The organism is Allotamlana fucoidanivorans (genome assembly GCF_006265225.1).
GTDB classification, from domain to species: Bacteria; Bacteroidota; Bacteroidia; order Flavobacteriales; family Flavobacteriaceae; genus Allotamlana; species Allotamlana fucoidanivorans.
Genome location: NZ_VDCS01000010.1, coordinates 113355 through 131834, shown reverse-complemented (window position 1 = coordinate 131834; position 18480 = coordinate 113355). Strand labels below are relative to the sequence as shown.

14 protein-coding genes are annotated in these 18480 nt (G+C 35.1%); 4 read left to right on the top strand and 10 right to left on the bottom strand.

The annotated features are described in order from the left end of the window. Positions 1-2 precede the first annotated feature (2 nt). The 9 genes from FGF67_RS11435 to FGF67_RS11395 all read right to left on the bottom strand — a co-directional run bounded on the left by FGF67_RS11435 (position 3) and on the right by FGF67_RS11395 (position 9415). A complete protein-coding gene (locus FGF67_RS11435; RefSeq protein ID WP_139697866.1) occupies positions 3-677 on the bottom strand; it encodes a TetR/AcrR family transcriptional regulator in 675 nt (224 codons plus the stop codon). A gap of 125 nt (positions 678-802) precedes the next feature. Then, the gene (locus FGF67_RS11430) at positions 803-1504 is read right to left on the bottom strand and encodes a sulfite exporter TauE/SafE family protein (RefSeq protein WP_139697862.1); all 702 of its coding nucleotides are present in this window, start codon (positions 1502-1504) and stop codon (positions 803-805) included. Between the two features lies 1 nt (position 1505). Then, on the bottom strand, positions 1506-1952 hold the full coding sequence (locus tag FGF67_RS11425; RefSeq protein ID WP_139697860.1) for a FixH family protein: 447 nt from the start codon (positions 1950-1952) through the stop codon (positions 1506-1508). Between the two features lie 16 nt (positions 1953-1968). Then, positions 1969-3393: a cytochrome c oxidase accessory protein CcoG gene (ccoG, locus tag FGF67_RS11420; RefSeq protein ID WP_139697859.1), complete on the bottom strand. Its 1425-nt coding sequence runs from the start codon at positions 3391-3393 to the stop codon at positions 1969-1971. Positions 3394-3474: 81 nt separating this feature from the next. Continuing rightward, on the bottom strand, positions 3475-4377 hold the full coding sequence (locus FGF67_RS11415; protein WP_139697857.1) for a cbb3-type cytochrome c oxidase N-terminal domain-containing protein: 903 nt from the start codon (positions 4375-4377) through the stop codon (positions 3475-3477). Further along, positions 4374-4562 (bottom strand): CcoQ/FixQ family Cbb3-type cytochrome c oxidase assembly chaperone, encoded by a 189-nt coding sequence (locus tag FGF67_RS11410; protein WP_139697855.1) that lies wholly within the window; start codon positions 4560-4562, stop codon positions 4374-4376. The genes FGF67_RS11415 and FGF67_RS11410 overlap by 4 nt, the downstream gene beginning before the upstream one ends. A 17-nt stretch (positions 4563-4579) precedes the next feature. Beyond that, on the bottom strand, positions 4580-6766 hold the full coding sequence (gene ccoN / locus FGF67_RS11405) for a cytochrome-c oxidase, cbb3-type subunit I (RefSeq protein WP_139697853.1): 2187 nt from the start codon (positions 6764-6766) through the stop codon (positions 4580-4582). Positions 6767-6777: 11 nt separating this feature from the next. After that, positions 6778-6963, bottom strand: coding sequence for a cbb3-type cytochrome oxidase assembly protein CcoS (ccoS, locus tag FGF67_RS11400; RefSeq protein WP_139697851.1), 186 nt, complete (start codon positions 6961-6963; stop codon positions 6778-6780). 76 nt (positions 6964-7039) lie between these two features. Beyond that, complete coding sequence (locus FGF67_RS11395; protein ID WP_139697849.1) at positions 7040-9415, bottom strand: heavy metal translocating P-type ATPase; 2376 nt, start codon at positions 9413-9415, stop codon at positions 7040-7042. Positions 9416-9522: 107 nt separating this feature from the next. Here FGF67_RS11395 and FGF67_RS11390 point away from each other — a divergent pair, with 107 nt between their 5' ends. Next, complete coding sequence (locus FGF67_RS11390; RefSeq protein WP_139697965.1) at positions 9523-10200, top strand: Crp/Fnr family transcriptional regulator; 678 nt, start codon at positions 9523-9525, stop codon at positions 10198-10200. 54 nt (positions 10201-10254) lie between these two features. Here the strand turns inward: FGF67_RS11390 and FGF67_RS11385 are convergent, their stop codons facing one another. Beyond that, on the bottom strand, positions 10255-13461 hold the full coding sequence (locus tag FGF67_RS11385; RefSeq protein ID WP_139697847.1) for a WD40/YVTN/BNR-like repeat-containing protein: 3207 nt from the start codon (positions 13459-13461) through the stop codon (positions 10255-10257). Positions 13462-13567: 106 nt separating this feature from the next. Here FGF67_RS11385 and FGF67_RS11380 point away from each other — a divergent pair, with 106 nt between their 5' ends. From FGF67_RS11380 to FGF67_RS11370, 3 genes are all read left to right on the top strand, one after another. Continuing rightward, positions 13568-14695, top strand: coding sequence for a vWA domain-containing protein (locus tag FGF67_RS11380; RefSeq protein ID WP_139697845.1), 1128 nt, complete (start codon positions 13568-13570; stop codon positions 14693-14695). A gap of 1 nt (position 14696) precedes the next feature. Next, the gene (locus tag FGF67_RS11375; protein WP_139697843.1) at positions 14697-16163 is read left to right on the top strand and encodes a sigma 54-interacting transcriptional regulator; all 1467 of its coding nucleotides are present in this window, start codon (positions 14697-14699) and stop codon (positions 16161-16163) included. 228 nt (positions 16164-16391) lie between these two features. Beyond that, positions 16392-18476, top strand: coding sequence for an HAD-IIB family hydrolase (locus tag FGF67_RS11370; RefSeq protein WP_139697841.1), 2085 nt, complete (start codon positions 16392-16394; stop codon positions 18474-18476). Positions 18477-18480: the final 4 nt, after the last annotated feature.

Below are 18480 nucleotides of genomic sequence, written 5' to 3'. Positions count from 1 at the left end.
AATTAAATGTTTAAAGTGTTTAAGGCTAAATGAATAAAAAAGCTAACAGTCAACGTATCTTCTTTACAGTTGGTTATTGATGAAAAGTGATCCTTTAAAAAATGTTGATGTAATCCACCTTCAATAATAGTGGTGGCTAATGAGGACGGATAGTTATATGTTACGTTAGCTTCAGAAATCATGTCGGTCAATCTATTCACTACGCGTTTATAAATTACAAAATAACCATCTTTATTTTCCTGATCAACTTCTTTAGTTAAAAAGGATTTTGAATTTTCATTGATAATAATTCTATTTAAAATAACTTCATTAATATGAGAATATTTAGAGTCTTCTTGTGTTGTTCTGCATACAACATCAATAGCTTTTAATAATTTTTCTTTGGGGTTGGTAATGTTGTGGGTTTCAAATACTAATTGGTATTCTATCCAGGCCCAATACCATGAAGAAAGATACAAAAGAAGTTTGTGTTTACTCTCAAAATACCTATAAATTGAACTTTCATTGGAGTCAATTGCTTGTCCAAGTTTTTTAAAAGTAAAGCTTTCAAACCCTAATTCATCTATAAGAGAAATACTATACTCTATAATACGTTTACCTAGTTTAGACGATTCAGGGTCTTTCACAAAGATTTTCTCTGGTACGGCTATTTTTAAGTTAGAGAGTAAACTTTTCATATTTAATAATTTTAATTTCAAAAATAATAGTATTGCTATTAATTCTGGGTTTTCATATATTAAATTTATGTTAATATTAACAAAGAAAAGATTTGGAATGTGGTAAGTGTTCTTAAAGCAGGTTGTTAGTGACACTCCATAGAGCTGGAGATATTGTCTGTAATCGGAGCAGGAGACAAGTATGGAATACCTAATCCAAGACCACGAATAATAAATAATAAGCCAATGAAAATCACAACATAAGGAATAGCTTTTTGGATGCGTTGTCTTACGGAATGTTTTAAAAGCTGACTAAAATATATGGCTGTGGTCATTAAAGGGATAGTGCCTAGTCCAAAAAGTATCATATACAGACTTCCTTTTAGAGCCCCTCCACTGGCTAAAGACGCAAAAACAGCCATATAAACTAATCCGCAAGGTAAAAAACCATTTAAAAAACCTATGGTCAAAAAAGTATCAGCCGTTTTTTTCTTAAGTGCTTTACCTAAAGAAGATTTAATTTTTCCTATTGCTAAATATATAGGCTTAGAAATATTAAATGTGTTTAATGTCTTTTGCGGAATAACCACGGCTAAAATCATGAGCACCCCAATGCTAATAGATAATTGCTGTTGAAATCCAAAAATAAAAAGACTTTTACCTATTAATCCAAAAATAAGACCAATGATGGTGTAAGACATCAGTCTGCCGAAGTGGTAAATGGAAATCTGAATTATTTTTTTTAAATGGTTATGTCTATCTACCGGCAACATAAAAGCAATAGGGCCACACATGCCTACACAGTGAAAACTACCTAGTAAACCTAATATGAAGGCAGAGACCAACATATTAATATGTTATTGCCTGTTTAAATAAATAAGAATTTCCCTTATATTGCCAATCTATTTTAATGTTCCAACGACCATCTACCAAACGATTGTCAGGTATGAGCAAATAAGGATTAGACAATGAAATAGCAGTTTCAAAGTCTAGTTGTTTGTTAGATGGTCTATATAGGAACACTTTTCCTGAAATATTTTTATAATCAAATGTCTTGGGAAACGTAATCATTAAGCCTTCATTGGTTTTACTGTAACTTATGTTTTCAGCTAAACCTTTCGCATTATTAAGCTTGTTAATGTCATTTTGATATGCCAATTCTTCAGCATAATAATCATCAGTAACCAGTTCATGTTCAAAATCCTTATTCACATTCATGGTTACAATAAAGTACATGATAAAGGAAATAAATCCGACGAATGCCAATACTATTCCTGTTCCCCAACTAATCTTCATTATTCTACTTTTTTAGTTATTTGAAACTTCTTGGGCCTAAAAAGTTTGCCGTGGTTGTTTCAATGAGTTTATCATCTTCGTAAACGCCAATTTTAATTTTATTCCTATCACCAGACAATGCGGCATTATTAATCTCCACAAATAACGTCCCCTCAGCTATACCTTGTTTAGGCACTACAAAATTATCACTTGTAGCCACAAGTTTTAGCTCACCTTGGTGTGACATCAATTTTAAAGACACATTTTCAATATCCCTAGAGGTTTTATTGACTAGTTTATAAGTGAAAACATTACTAATTATATTATTGTCTTTATGTTCATAAAGCTGCCCTGGTAATCTTAAAACATTAGCTTCAACATCATTTCTTAAAAATAGCATACCAATTAACAAACCAGTCATGATGGCTAAAACGGCAATGTAGCCTTTCATTCTGGGCGTGAGTTTAAAGGGGGTTTTATTCTTAATGTTTTCTTCACTGGCGTAACGAATTAATCCTTTAGGAAGGTTGATGCTTTCCATAATATGATCACATTCGTCAATGCAAGCAGTACAATTTACACATTCCAGTTGGGTTCCGTTTCTGATATCTATACCTGTGGGGCAAACATGAACACATTGTAAACAATCAATACAATCACCAAAACCTAAAGCAGTGCGATCTTCATTTTTTCTGAATTTTTTTCGTCCATTTTTGCCTTCTCCGCGTTTATGATCATAAGCAACAACAATGGATTTAGTATCTAACAATACACCTTGCAACCGACCATACGGACAGGCAATCACACAAACTTGTTCTCTAAACCAAGCAAAAACAAAATAAAAAACGGCTGTGAATATGGTGAGCGAAATAAGAGTGCTAAAATGCTCAGTGGGGCCATCTGTGATATATTGAATTAGTTTATCACTACTTATTAAATAGGCTAAAAAGACATTGGCTATAATAAAAGAAATGATAGCGAATATTAAGAACTTGAGTCCTTTCTTTTTTATTTTTTCAGCATCCCATTTTTGTCGAGCTAATTTACGCTGTTTATTTCGGTCGCCTTCAATCCAATATTCAATTCTTCTGAATACCATTTCCATGAAAATGGTTTGGGGGCAAATCCACCCACAAAAAATTCTACCAAAGGCCACCGTAAATAAAGTGATAAAAATAACGCCTATGAGCATAGAAATCACAAAGAGATGAAAATCTTGCGGCCAAAAAGGAAAACCAAAAATATTAAAGCGACGCTCTAAAACGTTGAACATTAAAAATTGGTTCCCGTTAATTTTTATAAACGGAGACAGTAGGAGTATGGCCAGTAGGATATAACTAACCAATTTGCGGTATTGGTAGTATTTACCGCTAGGTTTTTTAGGAAAAACCCATGCTCTTTTCCCATCTTCAGTAATTGTACCAATGGAATCTCTGAATATTTCGTGTTCTGGGGTCTCCAATTTATTTTTATTTAAGGCTTCAAGAAGCGGTTAGATTTCTTGAAGCCAATCCTGCTTATTTAGTTATATACAACTGTTATGTTATTCAGTTGCGTTTTCTATTGCTGCTTCGGGTTCCACAATAATATCACCTTCGGGAGCTTTAGGGTTTGCGGGCGTGGTCCCTTGAAACGTTAATATATATGATGCTACTTGAGCAATCTCTGCAGGTTTTAACTGTGTTTTCCAGGCAATCATACCTTTTCCTGAACGTCCACCTTCTGATATGGTTTTAAAGATGCTTTTAATATCACCTCCTAAAATCCAATGCTTATCTGTTAAATTGGGGCCAATACCACCGCCACCGTCAATCATGTGACAAGCCACACAATTGGTTTCAAATGTTTTTTTACCTGCGGCCAAATCATTAGCATCGGTTAATTGTGTAACGGTATTTACATCTACTAAATCTTTTGCTGTTTTTTTGTATTCTTCAATGGCAATACGCGCTTCAGCTAATTCGGTCTCTAATTCATCTATTTGCGATGGGCCATTAAATACATGGAATCTTAACAAATAAAAAGCCGCAAATACAACTGAAATATAGAAACCATATAACCACCATGGCGGTAAATTGTTGTCTAGCTCCTTAATACCATCATAATTATGGTCTAAAATAATTTCGCCTTCTTCTTCTAATGGTTTTTGTCCTAGAAGTTTTTTATAGGTTTCTTTTAGCCAGGCAAACTGTACGGCACTTTCTTTTTCTGCTAAAAATCGGGCTTTGGCTTCTTCATCAAGTTTATGAAGCATCACATTTTCTAAAGCCCCAATTATGGCCTCTATGGCAATAAGAATTAACAGAACTAATAATAAGAAAAGTAGAACTGCTGGGTATTCAACAAATGCGGGTTTATCTCCTGAGTCTATAAAGAATTCAACGGCTCCGAAGATGATAAAAAATATGATTGGAACACGAATCCAAGATGGAACTAAATTTCTCATAATATATCGTCGTTTTGGTGGTTGTCTAATGGAAGGTTACTAACAGTTTTTATATAGTCTTTTTTTGCGGTAATGACCCACCAAAACAAGGCTACAAAAAATATAAAAAAGATGAGCAAGGAAATAATAGGGTATACCTCTATACCTGCTATGGTTTCCATGTGATTTTTGATGTATTTTAGCATGTTATTCGTTTTGGTGATTACTGAACATCAACTTTAATATCAGTTCCTAATCGTTGTAGATAAGCAATTAAGGCTACAATTTCTCTGTTTTTCATTTCGATGAAATCTTCACCGTTTTCAGCAGCCGATTTTTTATCAGCTTCATAGGCTGAAACAAAATCGGGATCAGAATATAAATTCTTTTCAATCTGAGCTCCTTGCTCATCCATACTTTGTTGCGCATTAGAAATATCTTCATCTGAATATGGCACACCTAATGATACCATGGTTTTCATTTTGGCTTCGGTTTGAGATTTATCTAACTTACTGCTTTTCCCTGTGATTAACCATGGGTAACGTGGCATAATGGAACCAGATGAGGTGCTTTGTGGGTCATACATATGATTAAAATGCCAATTATCAGAATACTTTTGCCCTAGGCGATGTAAATCTGGTCCTGTACGTTTACTACCCCATAAAAATGGATGATCGTACACGTACTCTCCTGCTTTTGAATATTCACCATAACGCTCTACTTCATGTCTAAATGGACGAATCATTTGAGAGTGGCAGCCTACACAACCTTCTCTAATATAAATATCACGACCTTCTAATTCAAGAGGAGTGTATGGTTTTACACTTGCTATGGTCGGTATGTTTGATTTCACCATAATAGTAGGTACAATTTGAATGACACCTCCAATTAAAATAGCTATGGTAGCCAATATTGTTAATTGAATTGGTCTTCTTTCTAACCAAGTATGCCAGCCTTCATTTACGGTACGTTTGTTAGTTACTTTTTCAAGTGCCGGTGCTTCGGCAAGCTCATCTTCAACTTTGCTACCTTGTTTAATGGTGACAACTATATTATAAACCAAAATAAGCAATCCTGTAATGTATAGTGTGCCACCTATAGCACGCATCCAATACATAGGGATAATCTCAGTAACTGTTTCTAAGAAGTTACCATAAACCAATGTACCGTCAGGGTTAAACTGTTGCCACATGGAATATTGTGTAAACCCAGCCACATACATAGGAAGGGCATAAATAATAATACCTAAAGTACCTAGCCAGAAATGTAAATTAGCTAGCGGTAAGGAGTATAATCTTGTTTTGAATAAACGAGGAATTAAATAATAAATAATACCAAAAGCCATAAATCCATTCCACGCTAAGGCACCAACGTGAACGTGAGCAATAATCCAATCTGTAAAATGCGCCACAGCATTTACATTTTTTAATGAAAGTGTTGGGCCTTCAAATGTAGCCATACCATATCCTGTAATAGCTACCACCATAAATTTTAAAACAGGATCTGTTCTTACTTTATCCCATGCGCCACGTAAGGTTAAAAGGCCATTAATCATACCACCCCAAGAAGGCATCAATAGCATAACAGAAAAAGCAACTCCTAAGTTTTGAGCCCATTCTGGTAATGCTGTATATAACAAGTGGTGTGGCCCTGCCCAGATGTAAATAAATATTAAGGACCAAAAGTGTACTATAGATAATCGATAAGAATACACGGGTCTGTTAGCTGCTTTAGGTACAAAATAGTACATAAGCCCTAAGAAGGGTGTTGTTAAAAAGAATGCAACCGCATTATGGCCATACCACCACTGCACCAAGGCATCCTGAACACCAGCATAAACAGAGTAACTCTTCATGGCACTTACAGGAAGTTCTAAACTGTTAAAAATATGAAGTACTGCAACAGTGACAAATGTGGCAAGGTAAAACCAAATAGCCACATAAAGATGGCGTTGTCTACGTTTTAAAATAGTCCAAATCATGTTTACACCAAAAACAACCCAAACTAAAGCAATAGCAATATCTATAGGCCATTCTAGCTCAGCATATTCTTTTGATGTTGTAAACCCTAGAGGTAATGAAATAGCTGCGGCTACAATAATAAGTTGCCAGCCCCAAAAGTTTATATTACTTAATAAATCACTGGCCATACGTGCTTTTAGTAAACGCTGCAAGGAGTAATATACACCTGCAAACATGGCGTTTCCAACAAATGCAAATATAACAGCGTTGGTATGCAACGGTCTTAATCTACCGAAACTAAGCCACGAAATGCCATCTGTTAGATTGGGGAATAGAAACATAAAAGCGAGTAATAAACCCACAGCCATTCCCACCACACCAAAAATTATTGTGGCATAGAGGAATTTGGTAACGATCTTATTATCGTAATGAAATTGTTGCATTTCCATAATAGTAATTGTTAATCTTTTTTGGTTAGTATTGATTCTTTTGGTTTTTCTTTTATGAGTTCGTCATCAAATAACATACGAACGGAAGGGGTATAGCTATCATCATATTGTCCGCTTCTTACGGCAAATACAAAAGCAACAAAAAAGCCTATAGCAACTACTATGCTAATAGCCAGCAATATATAAATAACACTCATACCTAATTGAAGTTACAGGTCAAAATTACTTTCAAACCGTTTTCTAAAATATGACATTTATCATGTTTTGCCAAGCTTATTTTAGTTTTTTGCCCAAAATATTGGTGGTTACGGTGGTAAACACAACAATGCTTATTGAGCTTAAAGGCATTAATATGGCAGCTATTACAGGTGCTAATTGCCCAGTAATTGCAAAATAAAGACCTATGCTATTATATATGAATGAAAGAACAAAGCTCCATTTTATGATTTTTACAGCAGACTTTGATGCTTTTATAAAGGCGTAAAGTTGATTGAATTTTGAGGCGTCTAAAATGACATCGCACGCCGGTGAAAAAACATTAACGTTTTCAGAAATGGCTATGCCAACATCACTTTGCGCTAAAGCACCGGCGTCATTAAGACCATCACCAATCATTAAAACTTTTGCTCCTGAACTCTGATGATGTTTGATGTATTCTAGTTTATCTTCAGGTTTTTGATTGAAAAATAATTTGGTTTTGGCAGGAAGTAATTTGGTTAGATTTTCTTTTTCTCCAGCATTATCACCCGATAAAATAACTAGGTCGTAATTTTTTTTCAGTTGGTTGAACAGTTTTGAAAGCCCTTTTCGGTAGCTGTTATAAAAGGTAAATTTTCCCTTATATGTATTATTAGAACTAATGTGCACGGCTGTATTTAAGCTCACATTTTCTGCCTGCAATCCAACAAAAGGAGCAGAGCCAACTTTAATAGTATGTTGCTTGTGTTTTGCTTCAATGCCACTTCCTATATGTTCTTGATAGTCTTCTAAAGCGATAATGTCATTTTCTTTTAAAAGGGCATATAAAGACCGGCTCAACGGGTGGTTTGAATTTCTTAGGGTGCTCTTTAATAACCTTTCTTCTTCATTAGATAGGTGTATGCCGTTATATTCAATGGTTGTTTCTTTATTTGCTGTTATAGTACCTGTCTTATCAAAAATAATGGTGTTGATAGTGGCCAGCTGTTCTATTACAGAGGCATTTTTGGCATAGAATTTTAATTTACCAAATATCCGAAGTAAATTTCCAAAGGTAAATGGTGCAGCCAAGGCAATAGCGCAGGGACAGGCAATAATAAGCACGGCTGTAAAAACATTAAGTGCTTTTGACGAATCTACATACATCCAGTAGGCCGTGGCTATAAAAGCAATGCTTAAAATGATAATTGTAAATTGTTTGCTTATGGCATTTGTTATGGAGGTAAATCTATCTTCTTTATTGGTGTTAAATACATCGTTACTCCATAGTTGGGTTAAATAACTTTGCTCAACTGTTTTTAAAACATCTACTTCAATACTGCCTTCAAGTTGTTTTCCTCCTGCAAATAATTTGTCGCCAGATTGTTTTGAAACGGGGTCAGATTCTCCTGTAACAAAACTATAATCAATTCTGGCTTTACCTTTTATTAAAATGCAATCAACGGGAATGAGTTCTTCGTTTCTAATAAGTAATCGGTCACCTTTTTTAATATCATATACTTGAATGGATGTTTCTTGTCCTTCCGAAGAAATTTTGGTAATTCCAATTGGAAAATAGGATTTGTAATCCCGTTCAAAGGATAAAAAGTTATAGGTTTTCTGTTGAAAGAATTTGCCAAGAAGTAGAAAGAAAATTAATCCTGAAAGACTATCAAAAAAGCCTGTTCCTATATTGAAAATAATTTCAAATGTACTTCTTAAGAATAGTACAGAAGCTCCAAGAGCTATGGGAACATCTATATTTAATATTTTAGATTTTAGACCTTTATAGGCTGAAATAAAATAATCTTGAGCACAGTAAAAAATAACGGGAAGGGAAAAACTAAACATAAGCCACCTGAAAAGAGGGGCGTATTTTTCAATCCAAAAACCACTCACCTGAAAATATTCGGGGAATGACAAAAACATGATATTTCCGAAGGCAAACCCAGACACACCGAGTTTGTAAATCAAGGAGCGGTCTATATTTTTTTTGCCTACACTGTAGTCATCTAAACTTATAAAAGGCTCATAGCCAATACTACTTAATAATTTAACTAATTCTTTTAAGGAGAGCTTATTTGGGTTATATGAAATTCGAACGGTTTTCTTTCCAAAATTCACAATAGAAGAACCAACCGAAGCTTGTAATTTATTTAAGTTTTCTAAAATCCATATACACGAACTACAGTGAATGTGGGGTATATAAAGCGTTATAATTTGAATGTTTTCATCATTAAACTCTAACAAACGTTCCACAATTTTCTCATTTTCTAAAAAATTGTATTTGCCTTCAACTTCTTTTGGAGTAGCTCCAGGAGCCTGTTGTAAATCATAATAACAAGTTAGGTTGTTCGCAGAGAAAATGTCGTATACAGTTTTACAACCGTTACAACAAAACGACTTATTATCATAGACAATTCTTGAGGAAGAAGCGTCCAGTCCACAGTGGAAACATGTGCTATGCTCCATAAATTATTTGCTCATTTATACCTTATGCAAAATTGAAAAATCAGGCCACTTATAAATATGATATTTGTCATGATTTATTTACTTTTACAAAATACAAATTTTTAGGTATGGGCAAGTGCGAACAGTGTATTATTAAGCAATTTAACTCCTTAAAAGCTCTAACAAAAGAAGAGCTTGTGCGTATTTCTGGCTGTAAAACGTCAATGAAAATTAAAAAAGGCGAGGTAATTTTTGAAGAGGGAGAAGTTCTTAATGGTGTGTATTGTGTAAAAGATGGTATTTGTAAGCTGTCAAAGTTAAGTGAAAACGGAAAAGATCAAATTGTAAAAATGGTCGTAAAAGGCCAGTTGTTAGGACAACGATCTTTAATCAGTGAAGAAAGTTCTAATTTACAAGCTACCGCTTTGAATGATATGGAGGTCTGTTTTATTCCGAAGAGCGAAATTTTTGCCGATTTACAAAAAAACCCCAAGTTTTCATTTAGCGTGCTGCAAGATATGGCTCATGATTTAAGAGATTCTGATGATATTATTGTAAATATGGCGCAGAAATCTGTAAGGCAAAGATTAGCAGAGACTCTAGCCTATATAAGTGATAGTTTTGGTACAAACCCTGATGGAACTTTAAGTGTGCTTTTATCACGTGAAGATTACGCCAATATTGTGGGTACGGCTACTGAGTCTGCCATTCGGGTACTTTCTCAATTTAAAAAGGAAGGCTTGATTAGTACGGTAGGTAAGTACATTAAAATTGAAGATTTAGCGGGTCTAAAACGGGTGGAATAATAATAAAAATATAAAACAAAAACGCTCTGAGTCTAGTTCAGAGCGTTTTTGTTTTTATTCGTTTAGTTTAAACGATTTTGTTGTCTTAAAAGGAGTTAGTTTTATTTGCTCCATTGTATTTTTGTATAATTTCCATTTGGTGTTGAAAAACATGTTGGTTTGGTTTAAAGCCTTTTCTAAGGCTTCTTGAGCTTGTTCAATGAGCATATTCTCAGTAGCTGTTATACCATTTGGTCTTGAACTAACATAGAGTTTTGCCAAATTAAGTCTGGTGCTTACATTTGGAATAGGGCTTCTTATAAGGCCTTGGCGTTTGTCTTCTTTGCCTAAATAGATATCAATTAAAGTATCTATTTCTTTAATGATTGTCTCAGATTCGGTAATATGTTTTTCATATTTGTTTTTATCAAAGGCTTTTAACTTAGATACGTACTGATTGGCAATAGATTTACTTTCAACTAATTGGTTTACAGCATTAGTACTAATTTGAATCATTTTTTCTATCCTTTTCCCTGTTTCATAGCTACTGTTTATGGCTGCTATAGTTTTATGTAATCTTGGGTCCGGTTTTACGGTCAGTGTTGTTTCTGATGTTTGATTACCAAATTGTATGTTAATCTTATACGTTCCTGGTTTAACTAAAATTCCTGAGGGGGCAGTAGCATCTTTTGTTTTGAGTGTTCTGGAAGGTGTGTCTGGACCTCTTTCTTTTAAATCCCAATGCCACCTTTGAAAGCCTGTTTTTTTAGGTGTCTTTTGTTTTAATGTTCTAATTAACCGATTGTCATCGTAAATGGTCATTGTTAATGAATCCCATTTAATTTCTGTTTTATTTTTAGTTTGATTTTCATCGGTTTTATTCGATTCGTTTTCGTCATCAGGGTTTTTTTTATCAATCTTAACATAATATGGAATAAGCGCTCCAGAATTACGGTTTTTTCCGTTGAAAATGGCATCGGCTCCAAAACGACTTCCTGTTGGCTGTTGGTAGGCGGATAGATAAGCCGTTGAAGGTTTAAAAACACTCAGCTTGCTATTTAATATATCTTTATTTTCAGCAACGGCTCGCAACGGGCGTATATTATCTAAAACATAAGCTGCCCTGCCAAAGGTTCCAATTACTAAATCGCTTTCACGAGGGTGAATAACTAAATCTTTTACCGAAACTGTAGGGAAGCCTTCGGTCCATTTGGTCCATGTTTTACCAGTGTCAATAGATACGTAAAGACCATCATCGGTACCTAAAAATAACAAATTGGGGTTTTCAATGTCTTCTGTAATGGATAAGGTATAGCTTATAACATCATGCTCATCAACAATACGTTCCCAGGTTTTGCCATAGTTTTTAGTTCTAAAAGCATAAGGTGTGTAATTGAATCTTCTGTAATCGTTAGCTATTAATAGGGCTTCACCTTTATTTTTATTAGACGCTTTAATTTGAGCAATCCAGCTGCCTTTAGGTAAGTTTTTAATATTGTTTGACACATCTACCCAGTTAGCCCCTCCATCTTTTGTAATGTGTACTTTTCCATCGTCAGTACCAACCCAAAGCAAGTCTTTTTCAATAGGAGACGGTTCTATAACCAGAATAGAGCAAAAGTTTTCTGCGCCTGTTGCATCAATGGTTATACCGCCGCTATTTGCTTGGTTTTGTTTTTCTGGATCGTTGGTGGTTAAATCATCAGATACGAGTGTCCAAGTTAACCCTTTATCTGTCGATTTGTGAACAAACTGACTTCCAAAATAAATGGTGTTACTATCAAACGGATCAATATTCATGGCCGCATTCCAATTAAAGCGTAAAAGTATATCAGGGTTTGGGTGTTTGGGTCTTACGTCAAAATTGTTACCTGTTTCAGAATCATAATAATAAACATGTCCTTGTTGACTCATAGACCAGCCAAAACGAGCATCTTTAGGGTCTGGAATCACATCAAAACCATCGCCAAAACCTATTTCTTGCCAATAGGCATTTCTAATACCTTGATGACGCCATGTGTAAGCAGGGCCTTTCCATGATCCGTTGTCTTGCATCCCACCATATACGTTATATGGAATTTCATTATCAACATTTATGTGGTAGAATTGTGCTACGGGTAGATTGCCAATAAAGCGCCACGATTTGCCTCCATCTTTAGTAATGTTCAAGCCGCCATCATTTCCGTCAATCATAAAATTACCGTTATTAGGGTGTATCCACCAGGCATGATGGTCAGGATGAACGCCTCGGGTTGTATTATAGGCAGGCATAAGTTGGGAGAAATTTTTACCGCCATCTTCACTTACATTGACATAAGTAAATATAGAATACACCCGATTTTCATTTTGAGGATCAACATAAATCTCTGAGTAGTAAAACGGACGATCACCTTTATCCTTTTTGTTATTAACCATGTGCCATGAATCACCTCCATCTACACTTTTGTAAAGTGCATTTTTTTTAGCTTCAACTAAGGCATACATAGTATTTGGTTTGTTTTTTGCCACGGCAATGCCAATTCTACCCAGCTCTCCTTCAGGAAAGCCTTCATCTTTAGTCATCTTTTTCCATGTTTCACCACCGTCATAGGTGATATGCAGCCCAGACCCTTTTCCACCAGAATGAAAAAACCAAGGTTCTCTTTTATGTTCCCATAAGGCAGCAATAAGTTTGTTAGGGTTGGAGGGGTCTATCACAAGATCGGCGGCACCTGTTTTGTTATTAGCAAAGAGTATTTTTTTCCATGACTTGCCACCATCAGTAGTTTTAAAAATTCCTCGTTCAGGGTGTTCTCCCCAAGGTGATCCAATAGCTGCTACATACACAGTGTTAGGGTGTTCTGGGTGTACAATAATACGATGAATATGCCTGGTTTTTTCTAAGCCCATCAAATGCCACGTTTTTCCGGCATCTAATGAACGGTATATACCATAGCCGCCATTTAAACTATTTCTGGGATTGCCTTCACCTGTGCCAACCCAAATAACACTAGGGTTTGATTGTTGAATGGCTACCGCTCCAATAGAGGCTGTGGCTTCTTTCTCAAAAAGAGGTGTCCAATTGATGCCACCAGAAGCCGATTTCCATAAACCACCAGAAGCTGTTCCTACATACATGATGTCAGGGTTGGAATGCACCACATCAATGGTGGTTACGCGGCCAGACATACCCCCAGGACCAATACTTCTGGGGGACATGTTTTTAAATAAATCCATTGAAATTTTTTGGGCAAAAGAAATTGAGGATACTGTAAAGAATATCAGAAAAAAAATAGACTTCATGGTTGGTTTTTTATCCTTCTAAAATAATGAAAACTTATTACCTTATTGTTTAAATTAATGTTAATGCAGCCATTTTTTCTTTTAAAATCTGTAATTTTATGGAGCTATGATAAACAAAAAGACTCTAAAAAAAGGTTTTGTGTTTACCACGTATGAAGCCTCTAATCGGTCGCCTTTCGATGCACTTTTTGATATATTTAAAGAGTTAATTACCCACACATCTGGTGATTTTGATGAAGCCATTGCTTGGTTACGGGAATTAGATAAAGAATATAACCTCGCAACGCCCGAATATTCTATTGATGATTTTATTGAAGACCTGAAAAAGAAAGGATATATACGTGAAGAAATAGATCCAGATGGAAATGGAGGTATATCTATTACCGCAAAAACAGAACGTGCTATCAGGCAGCAAGCGCTAGATCAGATTTTTGGAAAAATAAAACGTAGCGGACAGGGCAATCACAGAAGCAAAAGCACTGGTATTGGTGATGAGCATACGGGTGATTTTAGGGGCTATCAGTTTGGAGATGATTTAGACAAAGTTTCAATGACTGAAAGTTTAAAGAATGCCCAAATAAGTCATGGTATTGATGATTTTACACTATCAGCAAAGGATTTGGTCATAGAAGATACTGTGCACAAGTCACAAATGAGTACGGTGTTGATGATTGATATTAGCCACAGTATGATTCTATATGGAGAAGATAGGATAACACCTGCAAAAAAAGTTGCTATGGCATTGGCCGAGCTCATCACAACAAGATATCCTAAAGATACGCTTGATATAATCGTTTTTGGAAACGACGCTTGGCGAATTGATATTAAAGATTTACCTTATTTAAAAGTGGGGCCTTATCATACCAATACGGTGGCTGGATTACAATTAGCAATGGATTTACTCCGCCGAAAAAGAAATACCAACAAACAAATTTTTATGATTACAGATGGCAAACCAAGCTGTTTACGCTTATCAGATGGTCAGTATTATAAAAATAGTATGGGGTTAGATAGTCATATTGTCAATAAATGTTATGTCATGGCGCAACAGGCCAGACGCTTGCATATTCCTATTACAACCTTTATGATAGCTCAAGATAATTATTTGATGCAATTTGTAAGAGCATTTACCTATGCCAATCAAGGTAAAGCGTTTTATACAGGATTAAAAGGTTTGGGTGAAATGATTTTTGAAGATTACGAGACAAACAGAAAAAAAAGAATTAGAGGTTAATATGAACATAGAAAACATTAAAACGTTAGGTGCACTAAAAGCATCAGGATATAAGAGTAAATCTATAAAAGATGAATTACGAGAAAATCTGATTACTAAGATAAAAAATAACCAAACCACTTTTGAAGGGGTTCATGGTTATGAAAATACCGTAATTCCCGAATTGGAACGCGCCATTTTGTCGAGACACAATATGAATCTATTGGGGTTGCGGGGTCAAGCTAAAACACGTTTAGCACGATTAATGTTAAATCTGTTAGACGAGTATATTCCTTATGTAGCGGGTTCAGAAATCAATGATGATCCATTTCATCCTATTTCAAGATATGCTAAAGAATTAATAAAAGAAAAAGGAGATGAAACCCCCGTATTATGGTTGCATAGAAGTGAACGTTTTGCCGAAAAATTGGCCACACCCGATGTAACGGTGGCTGATATTATTGGCGATGTTGATCCTATAAAAGCAGCTAATTTGAAATTGAGTTATGCAGATGATCGTGTAATTCATTATGGGATGATTCCAAGGGCTAACCGATGTATATTTGTTATTAATGAATTACCCGATTTACAAGCGCGCATTCAAGTGGCATTGTTTAACATACTGCAAGAAGGCGATATTCAAATACGTGGGTTTAAATTAAGATTGCCATTAGATATTCAATTTGTGTTTACAGCAAATCCAGAAGACTATACCAACAGAGGGAGCATAGTTACTCCGTTAAAAGATAGAATCGGTTCTCAAATATTAACACATTATCCTAAGGATATAAAAACGGCTAGGGTTATTACAGAACAGGAGGCCAAAATAGTGGCTAGGCAAAATGCTAGTGTAATTGTACCCGATTTAGCACGAGATTTATTAGAACAAATTGTTTTTGAGGCTAGAGAGAGTGAATTTATAGACGCCAAAAGTGGTGTGAGTGCCAGATTGAGTATCACCGCTTTTGAAAACCTGTTAAGTACAGCAGAGCGGCGTTCTCTTATGAATAATGATGGGCAAACCATAGTACGCCTATCAGATTTTATTGGTATAATTCCATCAATAACCGGAAAAGTAGAATTGGTGTATGAAGGTGAACAAGAAGGTTCTATTTCTGTGGCTTATGGTTTGATTGGTGATGCCGTAAAAAGTTTGTTTGTAGCGTATTTTCCAAAAATTGAAAAACTAAAAAAGCAAACCGATGTAAGTCCTTATGATGATATTGTGTCTTGGTTTTTTAATCTTAAAGATGGTTTTGAACTTTTAGATGACCTTAGCGATGAGGGTTACAAAACATTACTGGGTTCCATTACACCTTTAAATGATTTGCTAGAAAAATATCAACCTAACCTTTCAAATCAAGACCGTTATTTTGTAAAAGAGTTTGTGCTGTGGGCGTTGGTTGAATTTAAGCAATTGTCTAAACAACGATTTACTGAAGGGGTGCAATTTAAAGACCCGTATGGCAGTTTTATAAGTGGAATTTAGGCGTTTTTTACATTCTCATATTCCTATTTTAAGGTGTTATATTTTTTAAATATGCATTTCTAGTATCATTTTTTGTAATTCTGCTAAAAGTAAAAAATGAGATTTGCTTAAAACTCTATTTTTCTTGTTTTTGGGGCTTTTTTGTGTATATTATATCAATAATTGTGATTTTTTGGTCTTTTTTGAATCAAAAATGATGAAAAATGAAAAAGAACGTTTTAAAATAATATGGAAGAAAACCCAACTAAAAAGCATGCAATAAAATTGTTATCTTTTGATATTGATAACACATTAATAAACTTTCATAACTACAATAGTAATTTTAGAAAAGTTTGGAAAATGTATAAACCGCAAAACGATGTACTTTTAACCTACAATACGGGGCGACTTATTGATGATGTCCTTAATCTTATTGAAACCAAAGTACTCCCCGAACCAGATTATATTATCTCGGGGGTAGGCACACATATCTATAATTTTAAAACAAAAAGTGTTGTTAAAGAGTTTAATGATGTTTTAGATGACGGTTGGAATTTGGCAGCGGTTGAAGATATTATAAGTAAAATCAATCATCCTATTAGTGAACAGCCTACAAAGTTTCAACACTCTTACAAGCGAAGCTATTTTTTTTATGATGCTACTCCCAATCTAATAGAAAGTGTAGAAAATGATTTTTCCAAAGCCAATATGGATGTAAATATTGTGTATTCAGGCGATAAGTTTTTAGATGTTTTGCCCAAATGGGCGAATAAAGGCAATGCACTACAATGGTTGATTAAGCAACTGCAAATACATTCAAATGAAGTGATTGTGGCTGGAGACAGCGGGAATGATTCTGCCATGTTTGATCTCAAAGATGTAAAAGGCATTGTAGTGTCCAATGCCCATGAAGAATTATACCAATATACTAAGCACAGACAAGTTTATCATTCTGAAAAAGAAATGGGAGATGGTATTATTGAAGGTTTGGTTTATTATAATGTTTTGCCCGAAAAAGCTAGCGTTTACACAGCGGTTGATCATGCTGATGATTTTTATATACAGCAAGAGTTAAGTCATATAGCCACAGAAGATGAAGATGAAAAGATAGCTCTTATCAAAGAGGGGTATACAAAAGCTGTTGAGGCTTTAAAGAAGAATATTACGCCACTTGGGTTTTCAGCCTGTTCTATAAAAGATAATGTAGCCAAGGGAACTGATGAAAACTATTATAGCGTTTGGGCACGTGATGGTGCTATTACGGTTATAGGGTCGCTACCACTGGTTCATGATAAGGAGATACATGATTGCCAGAGAAAAACACTAGTTACTTTACTTGATCATATTTCAAGAAACGGACAAATACCTTCAAATGTTAGAATTAAAGATAATATACCAGATTATTCTGGTGTTGGAGGTATCTGTTCTATAGATAGTGGTATTTGGGTAGTTATTGCCTTTTATGAATACGTTAATGTAACCAAGGATTTTGAATTTTTAAGAAAGTATATTGATGACATTAAGGAAACCATGCGTTGGCTTGGTGCTCATGATAGTAATAATGATGCTTTATTAGAAATACCTGAAGCAGGAGATTGGACAGATTTGTTCGGAAGAAGTTATAATATTCTTTATGACGAAATCTTATGGTACAGAGCCAACGTGTGTTTTGGGCGTATGCTAGAAATGCTTGGCATTTATGAACAAGCAGGAGAATATATCAGATGGTCTCAAGTTATTAAAAAAGAAATTTTACAGAATTTTTGGCCTTCCACCCAGCAAAAATTATTTCAATCGGTGTCCTTTGCCGAAAAGCAATTTACACTAGGCGATACCTCTTACCTTATAGCACAAACTACACCCTTTGATTTCAGTTGGCGCTGTGATACGCTAGGAAATATTTTAGCGTTTTTACACGGCACAGTTGACGCCGAAAAAGCACATCAAACCTTCCATTTTATGTTGGGTGTTGGTGTTAATGATCCGTATCCTGTGGCTAATGTATATCCTGTGGTTTCGCCGGGCGACCCAGATTGGAGACCCTATTATACAGTAAATCTCTTAAACCTTCCAAATCATTATCATAATGGCGGTATTTGGCCATTTGTTGGTGGTTTTTGGGTGAAGTTTGTCAATAAACTAGGGTTTAAAGAAATGGCAATTTCAGAGCTTCACAAACTAGCATTGATAAATAAAGAAGGTATAACAGATGAATGGGAGTTTACTGAATGGGCACATGGAACCACAGGAAAGCCTATGGGCAAAGCCTATCAAGCATGGTCCGCAGCGCAATATATTTCTGCATGTCATGATTTAAAAATTATTAAAAAATAACCTA

Coding starts and splice junctions, on each gene's coding strand:
- FGF67_RS11415 (WP_139697857.1), bottom strand. CDS start 4,377: ATGAGAAATTTAGTTCCATCTTGGATTCGTGTTCCAATCATATTTTTT.
- FGF67_RS11375 (WP_139697843.1), top strand. CDS start 14,697: ATGAACATAGAAAACATTAAAACGTTAGGTGCACTAAAAGCATCAGGA.
- FGF67_RS11425 (WP_139697860.1), bottom strand. CDS start 1,952: ATGAAGATTAGTTGGGGAACAGGAATAGTATTGGCATTCGTCGGATTT.
- FGF67_RS11380 (WP_139697845.1), top strand. CDS start 13,568: ATGATAAACAAAAAGACTCTAAAAAAAGGTTTTGTGTTTACCACGTAT.
- FGF67_RS11395 (WP_139697849.1), bottom strand. CDS start 9,415: ATGGAGCATAGCACATGTTTCCACTGTGGACTGGACGCTTCTTCCTCA.
- FGF67_RS11410 (WP_139697855.1), bottom strand. CDS start 4,562: ATGCTAAAATACATCAAAAATCACATGGAAACCATAGCAGGTATAGAG.
- ccoS (WP_139697851.1), bottom strand. CDS start 6,963: ATGAGTGTTATTTATATATTGCTGGCTATTAGCATAGTAGTTGCTATA.
- FGF67_RS11430 (WP_139697862.1), bottom strand. CDS start 1,504: ATGTTGGTCTCTGCCTTCATATTAGGTTTACTAGGTAGTTTTCACTGT.
- FGF67_RS11435 (WP_139697866.1), bottom strand. CDS start 677: ATGAAAAGTTTACTCTCTAACTTAAAAATAGCCGTACCAGAGAAAATC.
- FGF67_RS11370 (WP_139697841.1), top strand. CDS start 16,392: ATGGAAGAAAACCCAACTAAAAAGCATGCAATAAAATTGTTATCTTTT.
- ccoN (WP_139697853.1), bottom strand. CDS start 6,766: ATGGAAATGCAACAATTTCATTACGATAATAAGATCGTTACCAAATTC.
- FGF67_RS11390 (WP_139697965.1), top strand. CDS start 9,523: ATGGGCAAGTGCGAACAGTGTATTATTAAGCAATTTAACTCCTTAAAA.
- FGF67_RS11385 (WP_139697847.1), bottom strand. CDS start 13,461: ATGAAGTCTATTTTTTTTCTGATATTCTTTACAGTATCCTCAATTTCT.